Here is a 24,507-nt window from a genome sequence, read left to right on the forward strand (position 1 = left end):
GGGCTTTGTTTTGTAGTGAAGCGTCGTGCATGTGCGTGTTGCCTGGGATCAACAATAGCAACCCGGGGCAAAACAGGCCGATGAAACCAGGCGCTGAGCGTGTTTGCCACGCTCATCTGTTGGGTACCTGCAAAAGCGACTGCCTGTGGCTGTGCCTTTACGGGGACCCATCGACTGCGCAGCTTAACGACTGAGCGGTCACCGCGGCTTGCAGCGCTGCGACATATTCGGTCAAGGCCCGGCAACATTCGTTTATGGAACGGCCCAAGACTGGCAGAATTCCATTTCATTTCGTCAATTCGAGCCGACCATGCAACTGACCACCCCCCTGCTGTTCGCCACCCCTTGCGATGATGAAGAAGACAACATGGCGACCCTGTGCTGCCACAGCGACCAGGGCCAGATGTTCCTGCTGACCCGCTACCCGGACGAAGACACCGTCGACCTGACCCTGGACGATGAGCCGTCGACCCTGGACGGCATCAAGATCACCTTCAGCGCCAAGCGCCTGCTGCTGGAAGTTGCCGCTGGTGACACCGACGCCCTCAAGGGCGATGAGACCCTGGAGATCGTATTGACCAGTGACGGCAATGACCTGGCCGAAATCGACGAGACCTTGCGGATCATTCTTAACGGCACCGGCACTTACGTCAGCGAGCTGTAATCTGGCTGAGCTGGAGAAATAATTGACAGACACAGCGGGTAACGGGCATTGTCTGACAACCTGATCAATAGGCAATCCGTCCATGCTAGAGCTACAGCGCCCAGACACCCTGGTAGAAAGGGTTGTCGGCGCCATCCGTGCGGAAATCGACAGCGGCCGTCTGGCTGCCGAAGCGCGCCTGCCCACCGAACAGCAACTGGCCGAGCAACTCAACGTCAGCCGCTCGGTGGTGCGCGAGGCAGTGGCTCAGCTCAAGGCCGACGGGGTGCTGATCGCCCGTCGTGGCCTGGGCTCGTATATCTCGCAGACACCCCATGGCACGGTGTTTCGCTTCCCCGGCAGCAACGGGCGCAAGCCTGATCTGGTGCAGATGTTCGAAATGCGCCTGTGGATCGAAACCCAAGCGGCCGCCATCGCTGCCCGTCGCCGCGATGCCGGCGACCTGAGCAACATCGCTGCAGCGCTGGAGCAGATGCTCGACCCGCGCAATGACCTGGCCGCCGCCGCGGCCGCCGACGTGGCCTTTCACCGGGCCATCGCCGAGGCGAGCAAGAACGACTACTTCGTCGCCTTTCATGACTTTCTCGGCAGCCAGTTGGCCGCCGCGCGGCAGCGTGCCTGGGAAAACTCGGCGTCGCCTGCAGTGGGCGGCCCGGCAGACGCCAACCGGGAACATCAGGCGTTGTACCAGGCCATCGCCGATGGCGACCGTCACGCCGCTGCGAGCTGTGCCGAAGCGCATCTGCGGGCCTCGGCCAAACGCCTGAAAATCGAGCTTCCTGAACTGAACTGAGCAAACCGACCCTGCCCAATCAAGGCAGGGTTTTTAACGCACCACCTAGTCTGACAACCTGATAAGCAGATCCACTGACAAGAATGCCAAGGTACCCTGCATGACTTACGACTACTTGATCATCGGCGGCGGCATCGTCGGCCTGGCCACAGCGATGGCACTGCTCGAGCAGCGCCCCGGCGCTTCGTTGCTGATCGTGGAAAAAGAGGCCAGCCTCGGTCGCCACCAGACAGGCCACAACAGCGGCGTGATCCATGCCGGGATTTACTACGCGCCTGGCAGTCTCAAGGCCGAGCTGTGCAAACGCGGCGCGCAAGCGACCAAAGACTTCTGCAGCGAACACGGCATCCATTTCCAGGTCTGCGGCAAACTGCTGGTTGCCTCCAACGAACTGGAGATGCAGCGCATGCAGGCGCTGTATCAGCGCTCGCAGGAAAACGGGTTGAAGGTCGAGCAGCTCGACGCCGCTGAGCTCAACCGCCGCGAACCCAACATCGCAGGGCTGGGCGCGCTGTTCGTCGATGCCACCGGGATCGTCGATTACCGCCAGGTGTGCCAGGCAATGGCCAAGGTAATCGAACGCGCTGGCGGCGAGCTGCGCTTGTCGACCAGCGTCCGCTCGATCAAGGAATACCCCGAGCATGTCGAAGTATGCAGCGACGAGCACCGCTGGCAGGTGCGCCAGTTGGTGGCCTGCGCGGGTTTGCAGTCCGACCGCCTGGCACGCCTGGCCGGCGTGCGCATCGATCACCAGATCATCCCGTTCCGTGGCGAGTACTACCGCTTGCCTGCGAGCAAAAGCCAGATCGTCAACCACCTGATCTATCCGATTCCGGATCCGCAACTGCCGTTTCTGGGGGTCCACCTGACCCGCATGATCGACGGCAGCGTCACCGTCGGACCAAACGCGGTACTCGGCTTTGCCCGCGAGGATTACCGCAAGTTCGCCCGCAACTGGGCCGATATCGGCGAATTCGCGCGCTTCCCTGGCTTCTGGAGAACCCTCTGGAACAACCTCGGCTCGGGCACCGCCGAGATGAAGAACTCGCTGTTCAAACGCGGCTATCTGCAGCAGTGCCGCAAATACTGCCCGTCGCTCGAGGTCGACGACCTGCTGCCCTACGAAGCCGGCATCCGTGCCCAGGCAGTGATGCGTGACGGCAGCCTGGTACATGACTTTCTGTTCGCCGAGACACCGCGCATGGTGCATGTCTGCAATGCGCCCTCGCCCGCTGCCACCTCGGCCATCCCCATCGGTCAGATGATCGCCGAAAAAATCCTCAACGCCCGCTGAGCTGCACCCCTAACTACAAAGACAATAAGGACCATCAGATGTCGGTACATCAAGCAGCAGTGACCGCAAGTGAAACGCCAGAACAGACACGCAAACGCCTGCGCAAAGTGGCCGCGGCGACCATTTTCGGCTCGATGCTGGAGTGGTACGACTTTTACCTGTACGCCACCATGGCCGCGATCGTCTTCTCGAAGATCTTCTTCGATGCCAGCAACCCTGCCGTAGCATCGCTGCTGGCGTTCTCGACATTCGCCATCGGCTTCATCGCCCGGCCCTTCGGCGGCGTCCTGTTCGGCTACCTGGGCGACCGGTTCGGACGCAAACACGTACTGGTGATCACCTTTTGCATGATGGGCGTATGCACCGCGCTGATCGGCTTGATTCCAAGCTATGCAACGATCGGCGTATGGGCGCCGATCCTGCTGGTGGTGATCCGGATCATTCAAGGCCTGGGTGCGGGCGCAGAGCTGTCGGGGGCGGCCGTTACTTCCTATGAACATGCCAGCGAAGGCAAGCGCGGCAGCCAAGGCGCCTGGCCGGCACTGGGCTTGAATCTGGGCCTGCTGCTGTCGTCGCTGACCGTCTACCTGCTGACCATGAATGGCAATGACTTCCTGCTCGCCGGTGGCTGGCGCATACCGTTCATTGCCAGCATCGTGCTGGTGGCCGTGGGCCTGTGGGTGCGCAAGAGCATTCCGGAAACCCCAGACTTCAAGGAACTCGATCGCTCCGACGCCAAGCCGCAGATATCACCGCTGAAACTGCTGTTCAAAAATGACCTGAAAGGCCTCGCCGTGGTGTTCTTCGTCGCCATCGGCTACAACGCCCTGAGCTACATCTTCAAGACGTTCTCGCTGGCCTACCTGACCCAGTTCAAGGGTGTAGAGGCGCACGTTACGTCGCTGTCGGTGACCATCGCCAGCCTGGTTGCGATCTTTGCCGTGCCGTTCTTCGGTTGGCTGTGCGACCGTTGGAGCAGCAAGACCGTGCTGATGCTGGGTGGCGTGCTGTCTGCCCTGTTCGCCTACCCATTCCTGCAGTTGCTGAGCACCGGCGAGCCGAGCATGATCTACCTGGCGATCGGGATCGGCACCGGGATTCTGGCACCGATGATGTTTGCCCCGCAGGGCTCGTTCCTCAGCCGCCAGTTCCCGACCCAGACCCGCTCATCCGGGTTTGGCACGGGCCGCGAAGTCGGTACCGCCGTGGCCGGCGGGCTGGCGCCGTTGGGCGGGCTGGCCCTGGTGGCCAGCTCGGCGACGCATTCCACCGACGGCGTCGCGCTGATGCTGACCATTGCCGGGATACTGGTAGTGGTGTTTGCATTCTTTGATCAAGGCCGCAAGCACTCCAGCTCGAAAAACTGACGGCCGCCCAGCGCCACCGCCCTGTTGGCGACCTCACCGCAAACAGGGCAGTGGCCCGTGACGCCCAACAGCCTGTGCCAGCGATAAATTTCGCCTCTGCCATTGGTCCTCACCACCCCGGATGGATTAAAGTAGCAGGCCCTGCCCGGGCTGCCTGCTGGCAACGTCCCCGGCCCCTCTCCAGGAACCGTCGCCGATGGAACACCGTGAAGCGCTGAACGCGCTACGCACCTTTCTTTCCTCCCAGATCCTGGGTCAGGAAAAACTGGTCGAACGCCTGCTGATCGTCCTCCTGGCCGACGGCCACATGCTGGTCGAAGGCGCCCCGGGGCTGGCCAAGACCAAGGCGATCAAGGAGCTGGCCGAGGGCGTCGAGGCGCAGTTCCACCGCATCCAGTTCACCCCCGACCTACTCCCTGCCGACATCACCGGCACCGAAATCTACCGCCCGGAAACCGGCAGCTTCGTCTTCCAGCAAGGGCCGATCTTCCACAACCTGGTACTGGCCGACGAAATCAACCGTGCCCCGGCCAAGGTCCAGTCAGCGCTGCTCGAAGCCATGGCCGAGCGCCAGGTCAGTGTCGGCCGCAGCACCTACGACCTGTCGCCGCTGTTTCTGGTGATGGCCACGCAGAACCCGATCGAGCAGGAAGGCACCTACCCGCTGCCCGAAGCTCAGCTCGACCGCTTCTTGATGCACGTCAAGATGGGCTTCCCCGACGCGGCAGTCGAACGGCGCATTCTGCAGCAGGCCCGCGGCGAGGCGCTGAACGGCGAGACCAAACCCGAGCGGCGGGTCAGCCAGCAGGCGATTTTTGCTGCGCGCAAGGAAATCCTCGGCTTGTATATGGCCGATGCAGTGGAGGAATACCTGGTGCAACTGGTGATGGCCACGCGCACCCCGGCCAAGTTCGACAGCGACCTGGCCGACTGGATCGCCTACGGCGCCAGCCCGCGTGGATCGATCGCGCTTGACCGTTGCGCCCGCGCGCACGCCTGGCTGGCCGGGCGCGACTTCGTCAGCCCCGAGGATATCCAGGCAGTGCTGTTCGATGTGCTGCGCCACAGGGTGATCCTGTCGTTCGAGGCGGAAGCGGCCGGGGTCGATCAGGACCGCGTGGTCCAGCGTATCCTCGACGTCGTCGCAGTCGCCTGAAGCCATGCCTGCCGCCCCGTTGGCCGAACCCGGTATCCGTACCAATCTCAGCGAGCTGATCGACATGCGCCACCGCGTGCGTGAGATTCAGCTGTTCTCGCGGCCCGGCCAGCGCAGCCCGCTGGTGGGCCTGCACCTGTCGAAGCTGCGCGGGCGTGGAGTAGATTTCGACCAGGTGCGGGTCTACCAGGCCGGCGACGACGTGCGCAACATCGACTGGCGGGTGACCGCGCGCACCCAGGAGCCGCACACCAAGCTGTTCCATGAAGAGCGCGAGCGGCCGATCTTCATCATGGTCGAGCAGAGCCAGCGCTTGTTCTTCAGCTCCGGGCTGACCTTCAAATCGGTGCTGGCCGCTCAGGCGGCGGCGCTGTTCGGTTGGGCGGCACTGGGCCACAACGACCGCATCGGCGGGCTGGTGTTCGGCGATAACGAGCACTATGAAGTCAAGCCAAGGCGCAGCAAGCAAAGCCTGTTGCAGCTGCTCAACCGCCTGGCCAAGGTCAATCAGTCACTGCACCCCGAGGCCGTGCCTCAGGCCGACAGCCTGTCGCTGGCCCTGCGCCGGGCGCGCGAAGTGCTGCGCCCGGGCAGCCTGGCCATCGTCATCTGCGATGAGCGCGCCCTCAGCGAAGGCATCGAGCAGCACCTGTCGATGCTCTCACGCCATTGCGATGTGCTGCTGATGCCGGTTTCCGACCCACTCGATCATGCCCTGCCTGCCGCCGGCCTGCTGCGCTTCGGCCAACGCGGCGCGCAGTTGGAGCTGGATACCCTCGACAGCAATCTGCGCCAGGCCTACCGCCAGCAAGCCGAAGCGCGGATCGAGCGTTGGGAGCTGCTGGCGCAGAAGCTGCGTGTGGTGCTGATGCCGCTGAGCACCCAGAGCGAGATGGTCGAGCAACTGCGTGAATACCTCAACGCGCAGCGCCCGGGGCACCGCAAGTGAACCCGCTGGACGAGCTGCAGCCGTTGCTGGCGCCGCCAGCGATCAGCCTATGGCCACCGGCGCCCGGCTGGTGGCTGCTGCTGGCACTGCTGCCGGTGCTCGCCTGGGGCCTGTGGCGACAGCGCCACTGGCGCCCGGGCAAGCGCCGCGTAGTGCGCGCCGAACTGCCGCTTGACCCGGTCCGCGAAGCAGCCCTGGCCGAACTCGCGCGCCTGCCGCGCCCCTACGACGGCGCGCCGGCCGGTGCCTGGCTGCAGCAGATCAACGCGCTGCTCAAACGCCTGTGCCGCAACCATTATCCGGGCGCTAACAGCCATACCCTGAGTGGCCGGCAGTGGCTGGCGTTTCTCGACAACCGCTGCCCGGCGGCAGGCTTGACCCGCTGGATGGTGCTGGTCGAAGGCACCTACAAGCCCGAGTGCAAGCTCGACGACAAAGCCATCGTTGGCCTCAGCCAGGCGGTCGAAACCTGGATTCGCAAGCATGTTTGAACTGGCCTGGCCGTGGATCTTCGTGCTGCTGCCGCTGCCGTGGCTGGCGCGGCTGGTGCTGCCGGCTGCCGACAGCGGCGAGCCGGTGCTCAAGGTCGGCTTCATGAACGAACTCGAAGGCCTGGCCGGGCGCCGTGCCCGTCTCAATCTGCCCACTTGGCGCCAGCAGGCGCCGTTCGTGCTGATCTGGCTGCTGCTGCTGTTGGCAGCGGCGCGGCCGCAGTGGCTGGGCGAACCGGTACCGGTGGAAGCCAGCGGTCGCGACCTGCTGGTGGCCGTTGATGTGTCCGGCTCGATGGACTTCCCCGACATGCAGTGGCAGAACGACGAAATCAGCCGGCTGGACCTGGTCAAGGCGCTGATGGGCGACTTTCTCCAGAATCGCCAGGGCGACCGGGTCGGCTTGATCCTGTTCGGCAGCGAGGCCTACCTGCAAGCGCCGCTGACCTTCGACCGACGTACCGTGCGCACCTTCCTCGACGAAGCGCAGATCGGCATCGCCGGCAAAAATACCGCCATCGGCGACGCCATTGGCCTGGCCGTCAAGCGCCTGCGCCAACGCCCGGCGCAGAGCCGGGTGCTGGTGCTGATCACCGACGGCGCCAACAACGGCGGGCAGATTCATCCGCTGACCGCGGCCCGCCTGGCGGCCCAGGAGAACGTGCGCATCTATACCATCGGCATTGGTGCCAACCCCGAAGCCAGCGGCACCCCCGGTTTACTCGGCCTCAACCCAAGCCTGGACCTGGACGAAGCGTCGCTGCGCGAAATCGCCGACATCACCCACGGCAAATACTTCCGCGCCCATGATGGTGCTGAACTGGATGCCATCGGCGACAGCCTCGATCAGCTTGAACCGGTCGCTCAGCAACCGACCCAGACCCGCACCGCGAAAGAACTCTACGCCTGGCCGCTGGCTCTGGTGCTGCTGCTCAGCGTGTTGTTGGTGATTACCACGCTGTGGCCAGACAACCTGCTGCAGCGCGCCCTGCGCCGGCCACGTTTTCTACAACCGCACCCCGAATGGCGCCAGCGCCTCAAGCGTCTGCGCCTGCGGAGGCGGCGATGATCGATCTGTGGCCCCAATGGCTGCGCCCGCTGTGGTTGCTGGCCGTGCCGCTGCTCGTCTGGCTGCTGTTCAAGCTGTGGCATCGGCGCAAGCGCGCGGGCCGCTGGCAGATGATTCTGCCGGCGCAGTTTCATGCGGTATTGCTCGGTGGCGGCAGTGGCAGCAACAGCAAGCTGCCATGGATCGCCCTCGGCGGCGCTTGGCTACTGATCGTACTGGCCCTGCTCGGCAGCAGCTGGCAACGCGTCGAGGAAACCCGCCAGCGCCCGGCCGACCCGCTGGTGATCATGCTCGAGCTGACCCCGCAGATGCTCGCCGAGGACAGCACGCCGAATCGCCTCGAACAGGCCCGACGCAAGATCCTCGATCTGCTCGAGCACCGCCGCGACAGCCAGACCGCGCTGGTGGTTTACGCCGGCAGTGCGCACACGCTGGTGCCGCTGTCGGATGACCTTGGCACCACGCGTAACCTGCTGGAAGCGATCGATCCGTCGATCATGCCGCAACCCGGCCAACGCGCCGACCTCGCCGTGCAAAAGGGGCTGGCCCTGCTCGCCCAGAGCGGCCTCGGCCAAGGCCGCCTGCTATTGATCGGCTCATCCCTGAGCAACAGTGAACGCGATGGCATTCTGCGTGCCCTGGGCCGGCAAGGACCAAACCTGTTGATGCTCGGCATCGGCAGCAGCGAAGGCGCGCCGGTCCGCCAGGCCAACGGTGAGTTCCTCAAGGATGAGCAAGGCGCAATCCTCTTGCCACGACTGGACAGCGCCAGCCTCAAGGCTTTCATCAGCAGCACCGGTGGCCGCTACCGCCACGCCCGCATCGACGACCTCGACCTGCGCGGCCTGGGCCTGTACGACAATCCACGCGCCCTGCGCAGCGACGGTCAGACCGTGCAACTGGACAGCTGGGCTGATCAGGGTTACTGGTTGCTGCTGCCGCTGCTGCTGTTGGCCGCCTGCGCCGGGCGGCGTGGCTGGCTGTTCTGCCTGCCGCTGCTGTTCTCCCTGCCGCAGCCCAGCCAAGCCTTTGAATTCAACGACCTGTGGCTGCGCCCCGACCAGCAAGGCCAGCGCCTGCTGGAACAGCAGCGCCCCGCCGCTGCCGCGCGCCACTTCGAAGACCCGCAATGGCGCGGCATGGCCCTGTACCAGGCCGGCGACTATGAAGGCGCGGCCAAGGCCTTCGCCCAAGGCAGTTCCGCCGCCGCGCACTACAATCGAGGCAACGCACTGGCTCGCGCCGATCAGCTGGAAGCCGCCCTGGACGCCTACGAGCAGGCGCTGGAACGGCGCCCGGATCTGCAAGCGGCGCTGGATAACCAGGCGCTGGTCCAGCAATTGTTGCTGCAGCGCCAGGCCAAGGCCAAAGCCGAGGAGCAGCAAGCCAAGGAAGATGCACAGAGCGCCCCGGGCAAGGACACCGACGGCAACAGCAGCTCTGCCAGCGATCAGGCCCCCGGCGATGCCGACCAGCCGCAAGCCAAGGCCGGCCAGGAGCAAGGCGACAACGCCAGCAACACCCCGCCCCCCGCCGGCAATCAGGCAGGTGACGACGACAACCTAACCCAACCACCGCAACGCCCGGTTTCCACCAGCCTCGATGGCGAACAACGCCAGGCCCTGGAACAGTGGCTGCGGGAGATCCCGGACAACCCTGCGCAGCTGCTGCGGCGCAAATTCTGGTATGAACAGCAATTGCATCAGGAAACCCCACGATGAGTCGCTGCGGCGTCTTGCTTGTCAGTCTGTTCTGGATGCTTCAGGTCCAGGCCCAACCGCCGCTGCAGGCCAGCGTCGATCGCACCCGCCTGGAAGCCGGCGAAACCTTGGAGCTGATCCTCGAAAGCGAGGACGTCACCCAGTTCGGCAAGCCCGACCTGCGTGCGCTGGAAGGCGACTTCGATGTGCGTGGCACGCGCCAGCTCAACAGCCTGCACACGCTGGATGGCGAGACCCGCGCCAGCACCCGCTGGATCATCACCCTGCTGCCAAGGCGCAGCGGCAGCCTGAGCATTCCCGCGCTGCAACTGGGCCAGTCGTTCAGCCAGCCGATCGATGTGCAAGTGCTGCAGGCCGGCGACAACCGCCCGGAAAGCGCCTCGCAGGTGTTCGTCGAGGCGACCCTGGACAGCAACGATGTCTACGTTCAGGCCCAGGCCGTGCTGACCCTGCGCATCTATCATTCAGTGTCGCTGTATGACGACAGCAGCCTCAGCCCATTGCAACTGGACAACGTCAAGGTCGAGCCGCTGGGTGAGTCGCGCACCTATGAGAAAGAGATCAACGGCGTGCGTCATGGCGTGATCGAAACGCGCTATGCGCTGTATCCGCAGCAAAGCGGCACGCTCGATATTCCACCGATGACCTTTACCGCCACCGCTGCTGCCGCTGCCGCTGATACCGGCGAGCAGCCATCTGCTGCCCCGCGCGCAGGCCGCCAGGTCCAGGTCAGCTCGTTGCCGCTGCGCCTGAACGTGCGGCCGATACCGGCCAATTACCCAGCCGGCGCCGCCTGGCTGCCAGCGCGCAGCCTGACCCTGGAAGAACACTGGAACCCGGACCCGAGCAAACAGACCGTGCAGATCGGCGACTCGCTGACGCGCAGTATTACCCTGCGCGCCGACGGCCTCTCCAGCACCCAGCTGGCGCCGCTGCCGGCCACCGAAATCCTTGGCCTGCGCCGCTACCCGGACCAGCCACTGCTGCGCAACGAGCTCACCGAGCGCGGCCTGACCGCCAACCGCGAAGAGCGCGAAGCGCTGGTGCCGACCCACAGCGGCGAGTTGACCCTGCCGGCGCTGGAAGTCACCTGGTGGAACACCCGCGAAGACCATCTGGAAAACACTAGCCTACCGGCGCGCAGCCTAAGCGTGCAGGACAACCCAGCCCTGAGCGCCGAGACGCCGGTGGGTGACAGCAGTTCATCCAGTCGCCTGCTCTGGCCGTGGCAACTGGCAACCCTGCTGCTGGCCCTGAGCACCGTGCTCGGTTTCACCCTGTGGTGGCGAGCCCGCTCGCAGCCGGCGGTGCTGCGTGCGGCGCAGACCGGCCCGAGCCCGCGGACCTTGCTCGATGACCTTAAACGCGCGTGCCAGGCCAACGACCCGCAGGCGACCCGCCAGGCCCTGGATGCCTGGGCGCGCCAGCATCCGGAGACGCTGGCCGAGATGGCGGCGCGCTTCGTGCCGCTGTCGGACGCGCTGGATGGCTTGAACGGCGCGCTGTACAGCGAGAGCGGCCAGCACTGGCAGGGCGACGACCTGTGGCGCGCGATCAATGCCATTCCGCCGGCCGAGCAGTTGCTCGACCCGGTCGGCGATGGCGGCAGCTTGCCGCCGCTCTATCCGAAGTAGCCCGGCGCGACTGACCCGTTGAGTTACCATACGCCGCGACCACTGCTTCCCTCGAATTCACTTCAAACAGGTTATTCATGCGTCTGTTCCACACCTCCGACTGGCACCTTGGCCAAAGCCTGCATGGCCAGGAACGCGACTTCGAACACGCCTGCTTTCTCACCTGGCTGCTGGGCCAGCTGCACTTGCGCCAACCCGATGCGCTGCTGATCGCCGGCGATATCTTCGACACGGTCAACCCGCCGGTCAAAGCCCAGGAGCGGCTCTACCAGTTCATCGTCGAGGCCCACGAGCAACAGCCCAAGCTGGACATCGTGATGATCGCCGGCAACCACGACTCCGGCTCGCGCATCGAGCTGCCCGGCCTGCTCATGCGCCGCCTGCGCACCCACGCCCTGGGCCGGGTGCACTGGCTCGATGAGGGCCAGCTCGACGCTGAGCGCTTGCTGATCCCGCTGACCAACAGCCGTGGCAAGGTCGCCGCCTGGTGCCTGGCCCTGCCGTTCCTGCGCCCGGCCGAAGTCACCGGCCCGCAGCTGGGCGACGACTACGTGCAGGGCATCACCCAGGTGCACCAGCAACTGATCAAAGCCGCCATGGCCAAGCGCAAGAAAGACCAGGCGCTGGTCGCCATCAGCCATGCGCACATGGCCGGTGGCTCGATCTCGGAAGACTCCGAACGCAGCCTGATCATCGGCAACGCCGAAGCGCTGCCGGCCAAGCTGTTCGATCCCGCCATCAGCTACGTTGCCCTGGGCCATCTGCACAAGCCGCAGAAGGTCAGCCGCGAGGAGCGCATCCGCTACAGCGGCTCGCCGATTCCGTTGTCGTTTGCCGAGATCGGCTATCCGCACCAGGTGCTGGAGATCGAGCTTGAAGGCAGCCAACTGGTCAGCGTCGAGCCGCGCCTGGTCCCACGGGCCGTGGCATTGCAGCGGATCGGCCCGGCGCCGCTGGCCGAGCTGCTCGAGCAACTGGCCGAGCTGCCGGTGATCGACCTGCTGGAAGACCCCAACCGCCAACCCTGGCTGGAGGTGCGCGTGCGCCTCGACGAACCGCAGCCCGACCTGCGCCAGCAGATCGAGAGCGCCCTGCAAGGCAAAGCGGTGCGGCTGGTGCGGATCAGCGCCGAGTACGCCGGCCGCAGCGCGCTGGACGAGGACCAATTGCAGTTCGTCGAACTCAGTCAGATGACTCCGCAAGACCTGTTCAGCCGCGTCTGGGAGCAGGCCTACGGCAACCCGGTCGATGAGCAGACCCTGAGCGACTTTGCCCTGCTCCTGCAGGATGTACAGCTCGAGGAGCAGCAGCCATGAAAATTCTGGCCATACGCCTGAAAAACCTGGCCTCGCTGGCAGGCCCGATCGACATCGACTTCACCGCCGAACCCTTGGCCAGTGCCGGCCTGTTCGCGATTACCGGCCCCACCGGCGCCGGCAAGAGCACCCTTCTCGACGCCCTGTGCCTGGCACTGTTCGGCAGCGTGCCGCGGCTCAATGACATCGGCCGTGAGGCCAAGGTGCCGGACGCCGATGGCGACATCCCCACCTATGACCCGCGTAACCTGCTGCGGCGCGGCACCGGCAGCGGCTATGCCGAAGTTGACTTCGTCGGTATCGACGGCAAGCGTTACCGCGCCCGCTGGGAGGCCAACCGCGCCCGCGACAAGGCCAATGGCAAGTTGCAGATGAGTCGCCAGAGCCTCTACGACCTGGATGGCGAGCAACTGCTGGGCAGCGGCAAAAACGAATACAAGCAACTGGTCGAGGCACGCCTGGGCCTGAACTTCGAGCAGTTCACCCGCGCCGTGATGCTCGCCCAGAGCGAGTTCAGCGCGTTTCTCAAGGCCGATGACCGCGAGCGCAGCGACTTGCTGGAAAAGCTCACCAACACCGCCATCTACACCCGCCTCGGCCAACGGGCGTTTGCCAAGGCCAAGCAGGCCGGCGAGATCTATCAGGGCTTGCAAGAGCGCGCCAGCCACCTGTTGCCGATGGTCGAGACCGAGCGTACCGAGCTTGACCAGCGCCTGGAGCAGGCGCAACAGCTGCTCAAGGCCGAGCAGGCGCGCGAACGCGAACTGGACCAGCAACGCGTCTGGCTGCGCGACCAGGTGCAGCTGCAGCAGCAACTCAGCGCGGCTCGCGAGGCCTTGCACAGTGCCGAACACGACTGGCAGCAACTGGCCGGACAGCGCCTGGACCTGCAACACCTCGAGCGCCTGGCGCCGCAGCGTCATCAGTTCCAGCGGCAACTGGCGCTGGCCGGCGAGCTTACCCCGCTGGCCGCAGCGGTCGCGGCGCAACTGGTTGAGCAGCACAACCTGCACAGCCATAGCGAGCAGTTGCAGCAGGCCCTGCAAGCCGCCCGCGAGGCGCTGGCACAAGCGCAGGCTAAACACACCGACAGCGCCGCGAACCTGCGCCAGGCGTTTGCTGCTCAGGACAACCTGGCCCGCCTCGACACAGAGATGGCGCAGTTGGGCATTGTCGGTGCCCAAGCCGATCAGGCCGTCAGCGAAGGCCAGTCGCAGCTGCAGCAGCTTGAGCAACAACAGCAGCACAGCCAGCAGCAGCTCGCCGCCATCGACGCCGCGCTGGCCGACAGCGCCGCACTGGCTGCTATCAGCAGCGCCTGGCAGGCCTACCGCGGCCAGTTGCAGCAACTGCTGCAGATCGGCAACCGCCTCAGCCAAGGCCGCGACGAGTTGCCAAGCCTGCAAGCCCAGGCCAGCCAGGCCAATGCCCTGCTGCAGGAGCAACGCGCCGCCATCGAGCTGCTGTTCCACGAAGCCGGCGCCGAACCGCACGCCCTGGCCGAACAGCTGGACCTGCTCGGCACCTTGCTCCAGGAGCAGCGCAAGCAGCAGCGCGCGGTCGAGCAATTGTCCCGCCTGCACGCTCGCGAGCAGGAACTGCAGCACACCCTGCACAGCGTGCGCGAACGTCAGCAGCAAGGCTTGCAGCAGCGTCAGCAACTGATCAGCGAAGGCCAGGCGGCCAAGGCCGAACTGGACACCGCCGAGCAGGCTCTGACATTGACCCGGCAACTGCTTGAACGCCAACGCCTGGCGCGCAACACCAGTGTCGAGGAGCTGCGCGGGCAACTGCGTGATGGCGAGCCGTGCCCGGTGTGCGGCAGCGCCGAGCACCCGTTCCATCAGCCTGAAGCCCTGCTGCAAAGCATGGGCCGGCATGACCAGGTCGAAGAGGCTGCAGCGCTGGCTCAGGTCGAGGCGCTCAATGCCCGCGTGGTCGAGTTGCGCACCCAGGTCGGCATGCTCAACACTCAGGGCAAGGAGTACCAGCAGCAACAGCTACAACTGAGCGAACAACTGCAACCGCTGCAGCAGGAACTGCAAGCGCACGCCTTGTGGCCATCGCTCAGCACCCAAACCGACAGCACCCGCAGTGCCTGGCTGGACGGCCAGCTGCGCCGCCTCGAAGAAGAAATCAACCGCGACGAGCAGCGCCAGAGCGCCCTGCTCACCCTGCAGAAAGACGCCGCCCGACTGACCCAGCAAGTGCAGGCCGCCAGCGACGCGCAGCAGCAAGCACAGCAGCGCCTGGATCAGCAGCACCAGGCCATGGCCGCAGATCAGCAACGCCTGGAGCAGACCCTGGCCGATTTTGCCGAGATCCTTCCCGGCGATATCCTCAAGGCCCTGCGCGACGAGCCAGCCCATGCGTTTCTCGCCCTCGATCAACAGGTGGCCCAGCGCCTGCAACAGCTGGAGCAGCAAAAGGACGAGCAAAACCAGCAGCAACAACGCCTGCAACAGCAGCAGCGTCTGGCCGACCAGCAGCAGAGCCGGCTGCAACGCCAGAGCGAGCTGCACAGACAACTCGCAAGCCTTGCCGAGCAGCAGCAACAGGCGCGCAGCGTGCTCGCCGAACTGCTTGGCGAACACGCCAATGCCGGTGCCTGGCAGCAGCACCTTGAGCAGCAGGTCGAGCACGCGCGCGGCTTTGAGGCCAGCACCGCGCAGGCGCTGCAGGACGCTCACAGCCAAAGCGTGCAACTGGCTGCTGAACTCAAGGCCAATCAGCAACGCCAGCAGGCCTTGGAGCAGGAACAGCAGACGCTGCAGGGCCAGATCAGCCAATGGCGAGCGGCCCATCCAGAACTCGATGATGCGGGCCTTGAGCGCTTGCTCAGTGTCGATGAAGCCACGCTGGACGCGCTGCGCCAGCAACTGCATAGCGTCGACAAGGCCATCGAGCAAGGCCGGGTACTGCTGCAGGAGCGCGAGCAGCGCCTGCAACAGCACAACCAACAGGCTCGGACCGAGCTGTCCAGCGAGCAAATCGAGCAGCACCTCGCCGACTTGCAGCAACAGCTGGTCGGGCACGAGCAACAATGCGCCGAGCTGCGCGCGCAGCAGGCCGACGACCAACGCCGGCAACACGCGCACAGCGCCCTTGCCGCTGAAATCGAGCAGGCCCAGCAACAGTGGCAACGCTGGGCGCGCCTGAACGGCTTGATCGGCTCGGCCTCGGGCGATGTGTTCCGCAAGATCGCTCAGGGCTACAACCTCGACCTGCTGCTGCACCATGCCAACAGCCAACTGCGCCAGTTGGCCAAGCGCTACCGCCTCAAGCGTGGCGGCAGCGCACTGGGCCTCTTGGTGCTGGATACCGAGATGGGCGACGAACTGCGCTCGGTGCACTCGTTGTCCGGCGGCGAGACCTTCCTGGTGTCGCTGGCCTTGGCCCTGGGCCTGGCCTCGATGGCCTCGAGCACCCTGCGCATCGAATCGCTGTTCATTGACGAAGGTTTCGGCAGCCTTGACCCCGAGTCACTGCAACTGGCGATGGATGCGCTGGACGGCCTGCAGGCGCAAGGGCGCAAGGTGGCAGTGATCTCCCACGTCCAGGAGATGCACGAGCGCATCCCGGTGCAGATCCAGGTCCGGCGCCAGGGCAATGGCCTGAGCGAGGTGGAGGTCTGCGGATGATCCTCTACTCGTTTCGCCGCTGCCCCTGGGCCATGCGCGCGCGGCTGGCGCTGGCGTATGCCGGCTGCACCGTCGAGGTGTGTGAAGTGTCGATGAAGCACAAGCCGGCCGAGCTGCTGGCGTTGTCGCCCAAAGGCACGGTGCCGGTGCTGGACACCGGCGCCGGGGTGCTGGAAGAGAGCCTGGATATCATGCGCTGGGCCTTGCTTCAGCATGACCCGCAGGACTGGCTACTGCGCGCTGATCCAGCGGCAGCTGTGCAGGCGCACGCCCTGATTGCTCGCAATGACAGCACCTTCAAGGCGCAGGTCAACCTGTACAAGTATGCCGAGCGTTACCCCGAGCACACTCGCGAGGAGTACCGCCTGCAGGCCGAATCATGGCTTGAGGAGCTGGAAGCGCTGCTGCAAGGCAGGCCGTACCTGCTGGCCCAGCACCCAAGCCTGGCCGACGCCGCGTTGTTGCCGTTGCTGCGTCAGTTCGCCGGGGTCGAGCCTTTATGGTTCGCCCAGGCGCCCTACCCCCAACTGCGTGACTGGTTGCAGGGCTGGCTTGCGTCAGACCTGTTCAAGGCCGTGATGGCGCGCTGACTCAGTCGAGAAACTTCAGGTGCGACGGGGCCGGCTGGTCGAACTTCTGCAGCGTTTCACCCAGTTGGCCGGTGCGTGGGTCGCGGTGCATGACCACGATCTGGTTGCTCTTCTGATTCGCCACCAATAAATATTTGCCGCTTGGATCGATAGCGAATTCACGTGGGTGGTCGCCCTCAACCGAACGCCGCTGCAACAGGCTCAACTGGCCATCTTGCTTGCCGATCGCAAACACCACGATCTGATTGGCCGTGCCGCGATTGCTGACATAGAGGAAACGCCCATCGGCCGATAGGTGCAAGCCGCCGCCGGCCTTGGCGGCAGGGTCTTGGCTGTCGGTCAGCGGCAGACGCTGGCGCTCGATCAGGGCATCGTCACGCACATCGAACATCACCACTTCAGCGCTCATCTCGAGGGTCAGATAGGCGTGCTTGCCCAGCGCGTCAAACAACAGATGCCGCGGGCCGCTGCCCGCCGGCAGGCTCACCGAAGCCGGCGTTGCCGGGCTCAGCGGCTGCGTCGGGCTGGCGCCGTCGTAGGCGTAGACAAACACCCGGTCGGCGCCCAGATCGCTGGCGTACAGACGCAGGCCTTCGGCCGAAGGCACGACCGAATGCACATGGGCGCCGGCCTGGCGCTCCGGGTTGACCTTGCTTGGCGTGTGCACCAACTGCTGCACCTTGTCGCCGAGCTTGCCGTCCTTGGCTACAGGTAGCACCACCAGGCTGCCACCTGGGTCGGGCGTGACCGCGTAGTTGGCGACGAACAGGTAGCGCTGGTCCTGGCTGAGGCTGGCGTGGGTCGGCTCATCGCCGGCGCTGGACACCTGGTTCAGTGGCGTGATCACGCCCTTGCTGCTCAGCGCAAAACTGCTGACATGGCCCTGCGGGGTTTCATTGACGGCGAAAAGTAGGCGCTGATCAGCCGACAGCACCAGCCAGGACGGGCTGACCGTCTTCACCACCTGCAGCGGGGTCGGCTCGATACGGCCCTTGGCTGTGTCGAACTGATATCGATAGATACCCTCGCTGGCGGTGCCTTCGGTGTAGCTGCCAACAAGCAGGGTGGCGGCCTGCGCAGTGCCGAGCACCGCGCTCAGGGCACTAGCGCTCAACAGGGTTTTCCAGGTGCGGCTGATCGTCTTCTTGGTCGTCATCGTCTTGCTCGTCATCGTCTTCGTCCGAGCCGTACACGGCACTCATGCAGACTAGCTCATGCTCGCCCTGGTCATCGTTGAGGCGCCACTCTTCGCCCGCGCCAACCGCGGCCGCGACCTGTTCAGCAGTGAATTTCCAGCGTTTGAGGTTGCGCCCGTCCATGCATTCGATCACCAGGCCGCTGGCGTCGAAGGTGAAACCGAAGGCGTGCAGGCCATCGATCAGGAGCATGTCGCTGGTGGCGAGGGCAGTGGCGAGGGTGGTCATGGGGCTACCTTGATGCGCAAAGCGTCCAGTATAACCAAACCTGGGCCAGGCCCGCTGCTCACCGCAGCGGCCTGACCGCACAAGCGTCAATGGGCGAAGATCGAGCCGCCCTGCTTGCCTGCCAGTTTTTCTGGCTTGATCAGGAAGCGCGCCAGTGCCGGCAGCAGCCAGAGTGCACCGAACATGTTCCAGAGCAGCATGAAGGTCAGCATCAGGCCCATATCGGCCTGGAACTTGATCGCCGAGAAGATCCAGGTGCACACGCCGATTGCCAGGCACAAGCCGGTGAACAGCACCGCCTTGCCGGTCGAGCGCAGGGTCTGGTAGTAGGCCTCCTGCAACGGCAGACCAGCACGCAGGAAGCTCTCCAGACGGCTGTAGATATAGATACCGTAGTCGACTCCGATACCCACGCCAAGCGCTACCACCGGCAAGGTCGCGACCTTGACGCCGATGCCCATGAACGCCATCAGCGCGTTGCCCAGCACCGAGGTCAGCACCAGCGGCAGGACGATGCACAGCATCGCGGCAAACGAACGGAAGGTAATCAGGCACATGATCGCCACGCATAGGTAGACCAGAATCAGAATGGTCAGCTCGGCCGACTTGATCACCTCGTTGGTGGCCGCCTCGATGCCGGCATTGCCCGCCGCCAGAAGGAACTGCAAGCCGTCACGGTTGTGCGTATCTGCAAAGGCCTTGGCTGCGGCGGTGACGCGCTCAAGGGTTTCTGCCTTGTGGTCGTTGAGGAACACCAGCACCGGCGCCAGCGAACAGTCAGCGTTGTACAGGCCGTCGGCGCGGGCCACCGAGCTGTTGAGCACATCCGGGTTGCGCGAGAGGGTTTCCCATTTCAGGTTGCCCTCGTTCATGCCGCGGATCATCTGCTTGGACACACTCACCAGGGAGATTGCCGACTGCACCCCGGGGGTGTTCTGCATGGTCCACATCAGCTCGTCGATGGGGGCCAGGGTCGAGTGGATCGAGCAGCTCTCAGAGGGCGTCTTGACCATGATCACCAGCACATCGGAACTGGTCGAGTAGTTGCTGATGATGAAGTGGTTGTCCTGGTTGTAGCGCGAGTCCGGGCGCAGCTCCGGGGCACCCGGGTCGAGGTCGCCGATCTTCAGGTTCTGGCTGTACCAGAGGCCGCCGCCAAAGGCCACCAGCGCCAGCGCAACCGACACCGGTGCCACTTTAGGGCTGGCAAAGTTGGCCAGCAGGCGCCAGAACGGGTGCTCGCGGGTGGCGTCACGCTTGGAGCGCTCGACGGCCTTTTTGCTGATGCCGACATAGGAGATCGCCACCGGTAGCAGGATCAGGTTGGTGAAGACAATCACCGCCACGCCGATCGAGGCGCCGATGGCCAGCTCGCGGATCACGCCAATGTCGATGATCAGCAGAGTGATGAAGCCCACCGCGTCGGCCAGAATCGCGATCATCCCCGGCAGGAACAGCTGGCGGAAGGTCCGCCGCGCAGCGGTCAGGGCATTGTCGGCGCCACTGGACTGCAGGGCGATGCCGTTGATCTTCTGCACCCCGTGGGAAATACCGATGGCAAAGATCAGGAACGGCACCAGCATCGAGTAAGGGTCGAGGCCAAAGCCCACCGCGTGCATCAGGCCCAACTGCCAGACCACCGCCACCAGGGTGGTGATCAACACGGCAATGGTGCTGCGGATACACCAGGTGAACCAGTACAGCAGGACCCAGGTGATCGCCAGCGCCACGCCGAAGAACAGCACCACCATCACCAGGCCGTCGATCAGGTCACCGACTTTTTTCGCAAAGCCGACGATGTGGATCTTCACATTGGGGTTCTGCGCCTGGAACTTGTCGCGGATCTTCTCTTCCAGCTGGTGCGAGAACTGCTGGTAGTCGAGCTTGACCTGCTTGCCCGGGTCCTGCGGATCGGGGTAGCTCTCCAGCAGCGGCACGTCGACGATGCTCGACTTGAAGTTGTTCGCCACCAGGCGCCCGACCTGGCCGGACTTGAGCACGTTGTCGCGCAGCTGATCGAGGCTTTGTGCGGTGCCATCGTAGGTGTTGGGGATCACCTCGCCACCGGCGAAGCCTTCTTCGGTGACCTCGGTCCAGCGCACGCTGGGGCTCCACAGCGACTTCAAGCCGGCGCGGTCGACACCCGGGATATAGAACACCTCGTCATGGATCTGGCGCAGGGTCTCCATGTAATCCTTGTCGAAGATGTCGCCGTTGACCGCCTCGACCGAGATGCGCACGGTGTTGCCGAGGTTGGCCAGGTCATTGCGGTGCTCGAGCATCTGTTCGATGAACGGGTGCTGCAGCGGGATCATCTTCTCGAAACTGGTCGAGGGACGAATCTGCGTGGCCTGCCAGAACAGCAGGATGCTCACCAGCAGGCAGAGGCCGATCACTACCGGGCGGTTGTTGAAGATCATCCGCTCGAGCAGGGTGGGTTTGTCCTGATGATGCTGGGGCATGTCGAAGCGCTCCGGGCCGGTCATGGTTGCTGCTCCTCGGCGCCTTGGCCGTTGGCCAGGTGGATGCCGCCCTGCCCGACCAGCAGCAAGCCGCCGTCGGCCAGGCTGGTGACGCTGGCCAGAGCGATGCGGTCGGCGCGGTTGAATACGCTGAAGGTCAAGCCATCGTCACGGCTGCGCAGCACACTGCCGCCGTTGCCGACCAGGACGATACTGCCGTCCTCGAGCAGCGCCGCGCTGGCCAGGCCGAACTGCAGCGAGCCGCGACTGGCGGTCAGGGCGATCTGCTGCCAGCTGTCGCCGAAGTCACTGGAGCGGTAGAGGTTGCCCCGCAGTCCGTAGGCCAACAAGGTGTGCGCCTGGGCAGTGCCGAGTACGCCGAACAACGAGCCCTGGTACGGGCCCTCGACGCGCGACCAAGTGGCACCGTTATCGCCGGAGCGGAACATGCTGCCCTGCTCGCCGACGATGAACAGGCCGGAGTCCTTGATCGCGGCGATGCCATTTAGGTGCAATTGATCGGGGTTGTCGAGGCGCTCGGCGACGTCCTGCCAATGCTGGCCGCCGTCGGTGGTCTCGAGCAGCGCGCCGTAGGCACCGACGGCAAAGCCATGCTGGGCATCGACAAAGCTGACGTCGAGCAATGGCGCTTCGCGGGCGAGGTCTTCGAACTGCTTGCTCCAGGTGGCGCCGCCATCGCTGCTGGCGAGGATCTGCGCGTCGTGACCGACTGCCCAGCCGCGCTTGTCATCGATGAAGAACACCGCAGTGAGCAGTTGCCGGGTCGGCACGCGCGCCTGGCTCCAGGTCTTGCCCTGGTCGTCGGAGAACAGGATATGGCCACGATCACCAACCACCACCAGGCGCTTGCCGGCGTGCGCGGCGTCGATCAGCAGGTTGTCGACTGCCTTGGCCGATTCGGTCGAGTACTCCTCGGCGGCGGCAGCGACAACAGTGCCGCTCCAGATACCCAGCAGCAACAGTGCGCCCGCGGCCAGTGGCCTGGCGTGCGCCATCACCCGTTCCCTCATGCCCTTCCCCTATTGTATTTTTCTTGGTGGGTCATCCAGTGCAGGCACTGCAAGAAGCCTGATTCAAAGGCCTGCAACAGCTTTGAGCCATCCTAGCGGGGAGTTCTGCGGCAATACAATTGGCGGGACGTTATGTTTTGTTAACGGCCATAAACGGCACGGGGCAAGTCTGCTGCCACGCTACCTTGGGTCAAGGTAACGTCGCAGCAGACTTGCCCCGCGCTGAGTTAAGTCTGAGCTTTATGCCAGGCTCTTGCTGACCACCTCATAGACGTCGCTGGACAAGGTGCCCGACGCCAGAATCCGCTCCAGCTCGGCCTTCATCAGCGCCTGACGCGCGCTATCGTACTTGCGCCAGCGGGTCAGCGGAGCGAGCTGGCGCGAGGCGATCTGCGGGTTGAGCGCATTAAGCTCGATGACCAGATCCGCCAGGAAGCGATAGCCGGAACCGTCGGCCGCGTGGAAGTTGACCAGGTTCTGCCCGGCAAACGCGCCGATCAGTGCGCGCACCTTGTTCGGGTTCTTCAAGGTGAATGCCGGGTGCTGCATCAGCGCCTTGACCCGCGCCAGGCCGCCCGGCAACGAGCTGGCTGCCTGCACGCTGAACCACTGGTCCATGACCAGCGGGTTGTCCTTGAAGTGCTCGGCGAAGGCTTGCAGCACTTCGGCGCGCTCGGCCTCGAACGGCGAGTTGACCACCACCGCCAGCGCGGTCAGGCGCTCGGTCATGTTGTCGCTGTCCTTGAACTGCTCAAGGGTCGCCGCCAGCACCTGCGGCTTGCCGCTGAGCATCAGGTACGACAGGGCGATGTTCTGCAGGCTGCGCCGGGCGAAGTGCTCGGCAGCCGCCACATATGGCGTGCGCCGCGACACTTCACGGTTGGCCTGATAGCGCGACCACAAGGCGTCGAACAGCTGCTCGGCGATCTGCTTGCGGGCAAATTCGCGGGCTGCGTGGATCGCGTCGACGTCGGCCACCTGGCTGATCTCGGTCAGGTAGGCCTCACCTGGCAGCGAGAGCATTTCTGCGACCATGGCCGGGTCCAGCGCGTCATTGCCGATGACCGTGGCCAGGGCCGTGATCAAACGCGGATCGAGGCTCAACGGCTGGCCAGCCTGATGCTGGCCGATCAGCTCCTGCAGCACTTGCACCGACAATTGCTGGCCGGCTTCCCAGCGATTGAAACCGTCGCTGTCGTGCTGCATGAGGAACATCAGCTGGTCGCGGTTGTACGGGAAGCTCAACTTGACCGGCGCACTGAAGCCGCGCAGCAGCGACGGCAATGGCTTGGCGGCGATATCGAGGAAGATGAAGGTCTGCTCAGCCTCGGTCAGCGACAGCACGCGGCTGCTGCCCTGGGCGCTGGCTTCGCCGTCCAGGCGCAGCGGCAGGTCGTTGCCGTCGGCGTCGAGCAGGCCCAGCGCGACCGGAATCACGAACGGCAGTTTCTCGCGCTTGTCCGGCGTCTGCGGGCAGCTCTGGCGGAAGGTCAGGCTGTAGCGCTGCGCTGTGCTGTCATAGTCTTCGCTGACCTCGAGGCGCGGCGTGCCGGCCTGGCTGTACCAGCGTTTGAACTGGGTCAGGTCAACGCCGTTGGCGTCTTCCATGGCCTTGATGAAGTCATCGCAGGTAACGGCCTGGCCGTCGTGACGCTCGAAGTACAGGTCACTGCCCTTGCGGAAGCCCTCGGCGCCGAGCAGGGTGCGGACCATGCCGACCACTTCTGCGCCCTTCTCGTAGATGGTCAGGGTGTAGAAGTTGGAGATTTCAATGAAGCTGTCCGGGCGCACCGGGTGGGCCATAGGGCCTGCGTCTTCGGCAAACTGATGGGTGCGCAGGTACGCCACGTCCTCAATGCGCTTGACCGTGCGCGAGTTCATGTCGGCGCTGAACTCGGCATCGCGGAACACCGTGAAGCCTTCCTTGAGCGACAGCTGGAACCAGTCGCGGCAGGTGATGCGGTTGCCGGTCCAGTTGTGGAAGTACTCGTGGGCGACCACCCCTTCGACGCGCTGGTGAGCGGCGTCGGTGGCCGTTTCGGCACGCGCCAGCACACAGCTGGAGTTGAAGATGTTGAGGCCTTTGTTTTCCATGGCGCCCATGTTGAAGTCGTTGACCGCGACGATCATGAAGATGTCCAGGTCGTACTCGCGGCCGTAGACTTCTTCGTCCCAACGCATCGACTTCTTCAGGCTGACCATCGCGTGCTGGCACTTGTCGATGTTTTCTGGCTCGACATAGATGCGCAGCGCCACGTCACGGCCGGACTGGCGAGTGAAGGTGTCTTCGACGCACCAGAGGTCGCCCGCCACCAGCGCGAACAGGTAGGCCGGCTTCTTGAATGGGTCTTCCCAGGTTGCCCAGTGGCGGCCGTCGTCAGCCGGGCCGCTGCCGATCGGGTTGCCGTTGGATAACAGGATCGGATAGCGATGCTGCTCGGCGATCACCGTGGTGGTGAACGTGCTCATCACATCCGGGCGGTCGAGGTAGTAGGTGATCTTGCGAAAGCCCTCGGCCTCGCACTGGGTGCAGTACATCGAGCCCGACTTGTACAGGCCCTCCAGAGCCGTGTTGCTCTCTGGGTGGATCTTCACCGTGGTGTCGAGGGTGAACGTCTGCGCTTTCGGATGCAGGGTCAGGCTGTCGTCATCTAGCTGGTAATCGCCCGCGCTCAGGGCCTGGTCATCCAGTTGCACACTGACCAGTTGCAGCTGTTGACCGTTCAGCACCAGCGGCGGCAAGCCTTCGCCACGCGCCGGGTTGCGGCGCATCAGCAGTTGCGCATGGACCAGGCTGTGGTCCTCGAACAACTCGAAGGTCAGGTGCGTCTCGTCGATCAGGTACTCGGGCGCCTGGTAATCCTTGAGGTAGATCACTTGCGGTTGTTCGGTGCGCATGTGGCTG

18 protein-coding genes are annotated in these 24,507 nt (G+C 64.6%); 13 read left to right on the forward strand and 5 right to left on the reverse strand.

Translation table 11 applies throughout. The features are described 5' to 3' along the window. Nucleotides 1-310: 310 nt before the first annotated feature. The 13 genes from HU736_RS09465 to HU736_RS09525 all read left to right on the forward strand — a co-directional run bounded on the left by HU736_RS09465 (nucleotide 311) and on the right by HU736_RS09525 (nucleotide 16,685). Nucleotides 311-664 (forward strand): hypothetical protein, encoded by a 354-nt coding sequence (locus HU736_RS09465; protein ID WP_101321337.1) that lies wholly within the window; start codon nucleotides 311-313, stop codon nucleotides 662-664. Nucleotides 665-746: 82 nt separating this feature from the next. After that, nucleotides 747-1,457: a FadR/GntR family transcriptional regulator gene (locus HU736_RS09470; protein WP_103438073.1), complete on the forward strand. Its 711-nt coding sequence runs from the start codon at nucleotides 747-749 to the stop codon at nucleotides 1,455-1,457. Nucleotides 1,458-1,557: 100 nt separating this feature from the next. Continuing rightward, complete coding sequence (gene lhgO, locus HU736_RS09475) at nucleotides 1,558-2,751, forward strand: L-2-hydroxyglutarate oxidase (protein WP_186700174.1); 1,194 nt, start codon at nucleotides 1,558-1,560, stop codon at nucleotides 2,749-2,751. Between the two features lie 38 nt (nucleotides 2,752-2,789). Then, nucleotides 2,790-4,118, forward strand: a complete 1,329-nt coding sequence (locus tag HU736_RS09480) for an MFS transporter (protein ID WP_101321344.1) — start codon at nucleotides 2,790-2,792, stop codon at nucleotides 4,116-4,118. Nucleotides 4,119-4,314: 196 nt separating this feature from the next. Then, nucleotides 4,315-5,274, forward strand: a complete 960-nt coding sequence (locus tag HU736_RS09485) for an AAA family ATPase (protein WP_101321346.1) — start codon at nucleotides 4,315-4,317, stop codon at nucleotides 5,272-5,274. Nucleotides 5,275-5,278: 4 nt separating this feature from the next. Beyond that, complete coding sequence (locus HU736_RS09490) at nucleotides 5,279-6,223, forward strand: DUF58 domain-containing protein (protein WP_186700172.1); 945 nt, start codon at nucleotides 5,279-5,281, stop codon at nucleotides 6,221-6,223. Continuing rightward, nucleotides 6,220-6,714, forward strand: a complete 495-nt coding sequence (locus HU736_RS09495) for a DUF4381 domain-containing protein (RefSeq protein WP_103438076.1) — start codon at nucleotides 6,220-6,222, stop codon at nucleotides 6,712-6,714. Before HU736_RS09490 ends, HU736_RS09495 begins: the two co-directional genes overlap by 4 nt. Further along, nucleotides 6,707-7,783 (forward strand): vWA domain-containing protein, encoded by a 1,077-nt coding sequence (locus tag HU736_RS09500; RefSeq protein ID WP_103438077.1) that lies wholly within the window; start codon nucleotides 6,707-6,709, stop codon nucleotides 7,781-7,783. Before HU736_RS09495 ends, HU736_RS09500 begins: the two co-directional genes overlap by 8 nt. Then, nucleotides 7,780-9,504 carry a vWA domain-containing protein gene (locus HU736_RS09505; protein WP_186700169.1) on the forward strand — a complete coding sequence of 575 codons (1,725 nt, stop codon included), beginning with the start codon at nucleotides 7,780-7,782 and terminating at the stop codon, nucleotides 9,502-9,504. The genes HU736_RS09500 and HU736_RS09505 overlap by 4 nt, the downstream gene beginning before the upstream one ends. Continuing rightward, nucleotides 9,501-11,138, forward strand: a complete 1,638-nt coding sequence (locus HU736_RS09510) for a BatD family protein (RefSeq protein ID WP_186700166.1) — start codon at nucleotides 9,501-9,503, stop codon at nucleotides 11,136-11,138. The genes HU736_RS09505 and HU736_RS09510 overlap by 4 nt, the downstream gene beginning before the upstream one ends. Before the next feature lie 77 nt (nucleotides 11,139-11,215). Further along, the gene (locus HU736_RS09515) at nucleotides 11,216-12,454 is read left to right on the forward strand and encodes an exonuclease SbcCD subunit D C-terminal domain-containing protein (protein WP_186700164.1); all 1,239 of its coding nucleotides are present in this window, start codon (nucleotides 11,216-11,218) and stop codon (nucleotides 12,452-12,454) included. Beyond that, the gene (locus HU736_RS09520) at nucleotides 12,451-16,095 is read left to right on the forward strand and encodes an AAA family ATPase (RefSeq protein WP_186700161.1); all 3,645 of its coding nucleotides are present in this window, start codon (nucleotides 12,451-12,453) and stop codon (nucleotides 16,093-16,095) included. The genes HU736_RS09515 and HU736_RS09520 overlap by 4 nt, the downstream gene beginning before the upstream one ends. Beyond that, on the forward strand, nucleotides 16,092-16,685 hold the full coding sequence (locus HU736_RS09525) for a glutathione S-transferase (protein ID WP_103438082.1): 594 nt from the start codon (nucleotides 16,092-16,094) through the stop codon (nucleotides 16,683-16,685). Before HU736_RS09520 ends, HU736_RS09525 begins: the two co-directional genes overlap by 4 nt. Nucleotide 16,686: 1 nt before the next feature. On the opposite strand, the gene HU736_RS09530 is transcribed toward HU736_RS09525, so the two are convergent. The 5 genes from HU736_RS09530 to pepN form a co-directional block, all read right to left on the reverse strand. Beyond that, entirely contained in the window at nucleotides 16,687-17,823 is a 1,137-nt protein-coding gene (locus HU736_RS09530) for a lactonase family protein (RefSeq protein WP_437180458.1), read from the reverse strand. Continuing rightward, a complete protein-coding gene (locus tag HU736_RS09535) occupies nucleotides 17,789-18,109 on the reverse strand; it encodes a DUF5629 family protein (RefSeq protein WP_186700157.1) in 321 nt (106 codons plus the stop codon). The genes HU736_RS09530 and HU736_RS09535 overlap by 35 nt, the downstream gene beginning before the upstream one ends. An 86-nt stretch (nucleotides 18,110-18,195) precedes the next feature. Further along, complete coding sequence (locus HU736_RS09540; RefSeq protein ID WP_103438825.1) at nucleotides 18,196-20,571, reverse strand: efflux RND transporter permease subunit; 2,376 nt, start codon at nucleotides 20,569-20,571, stop codon at nucleotides 18,196-18,198. A gap of 20 nt (nucleotides 20,572-20,591) precedes the next feature. After that, nucleotides 20,592-21,602, reverse strand: coding sequence for a WD40/YVTN/BNR-like repeat-containing protein (locus HU736_RS09545; protein WP_186700154.1), 1,011 nt, complete (start codon nucleotides 21,600-21,602; stop codon nucleotides 20,592-20,594). 240 nt (nucleotides 21,603-21,842) lie between these two features. After that, a complete protein-coding gene (gene pepN / locus HU736_RS09550) occupies nucleotides 21,843-24,500 on the reverse strand; it encodes an aminopeptidase N (protein ID WP_186700152.1) in 2,658 nt (885 codons plus the stop codon). Nucleotides 24,501-24,507: the final 7 nt, after the last annotated feature.

This window comes from Pseudomonas shirazensis, assembly GCF_014268785.2.
GTDB lineage: Bacteria > Pseudomonadota > Gammaproteobacteria > Pseudomonadales > Pseudomonadaceae > Aquipseudomonas > Aquipseudomonas shirazensis.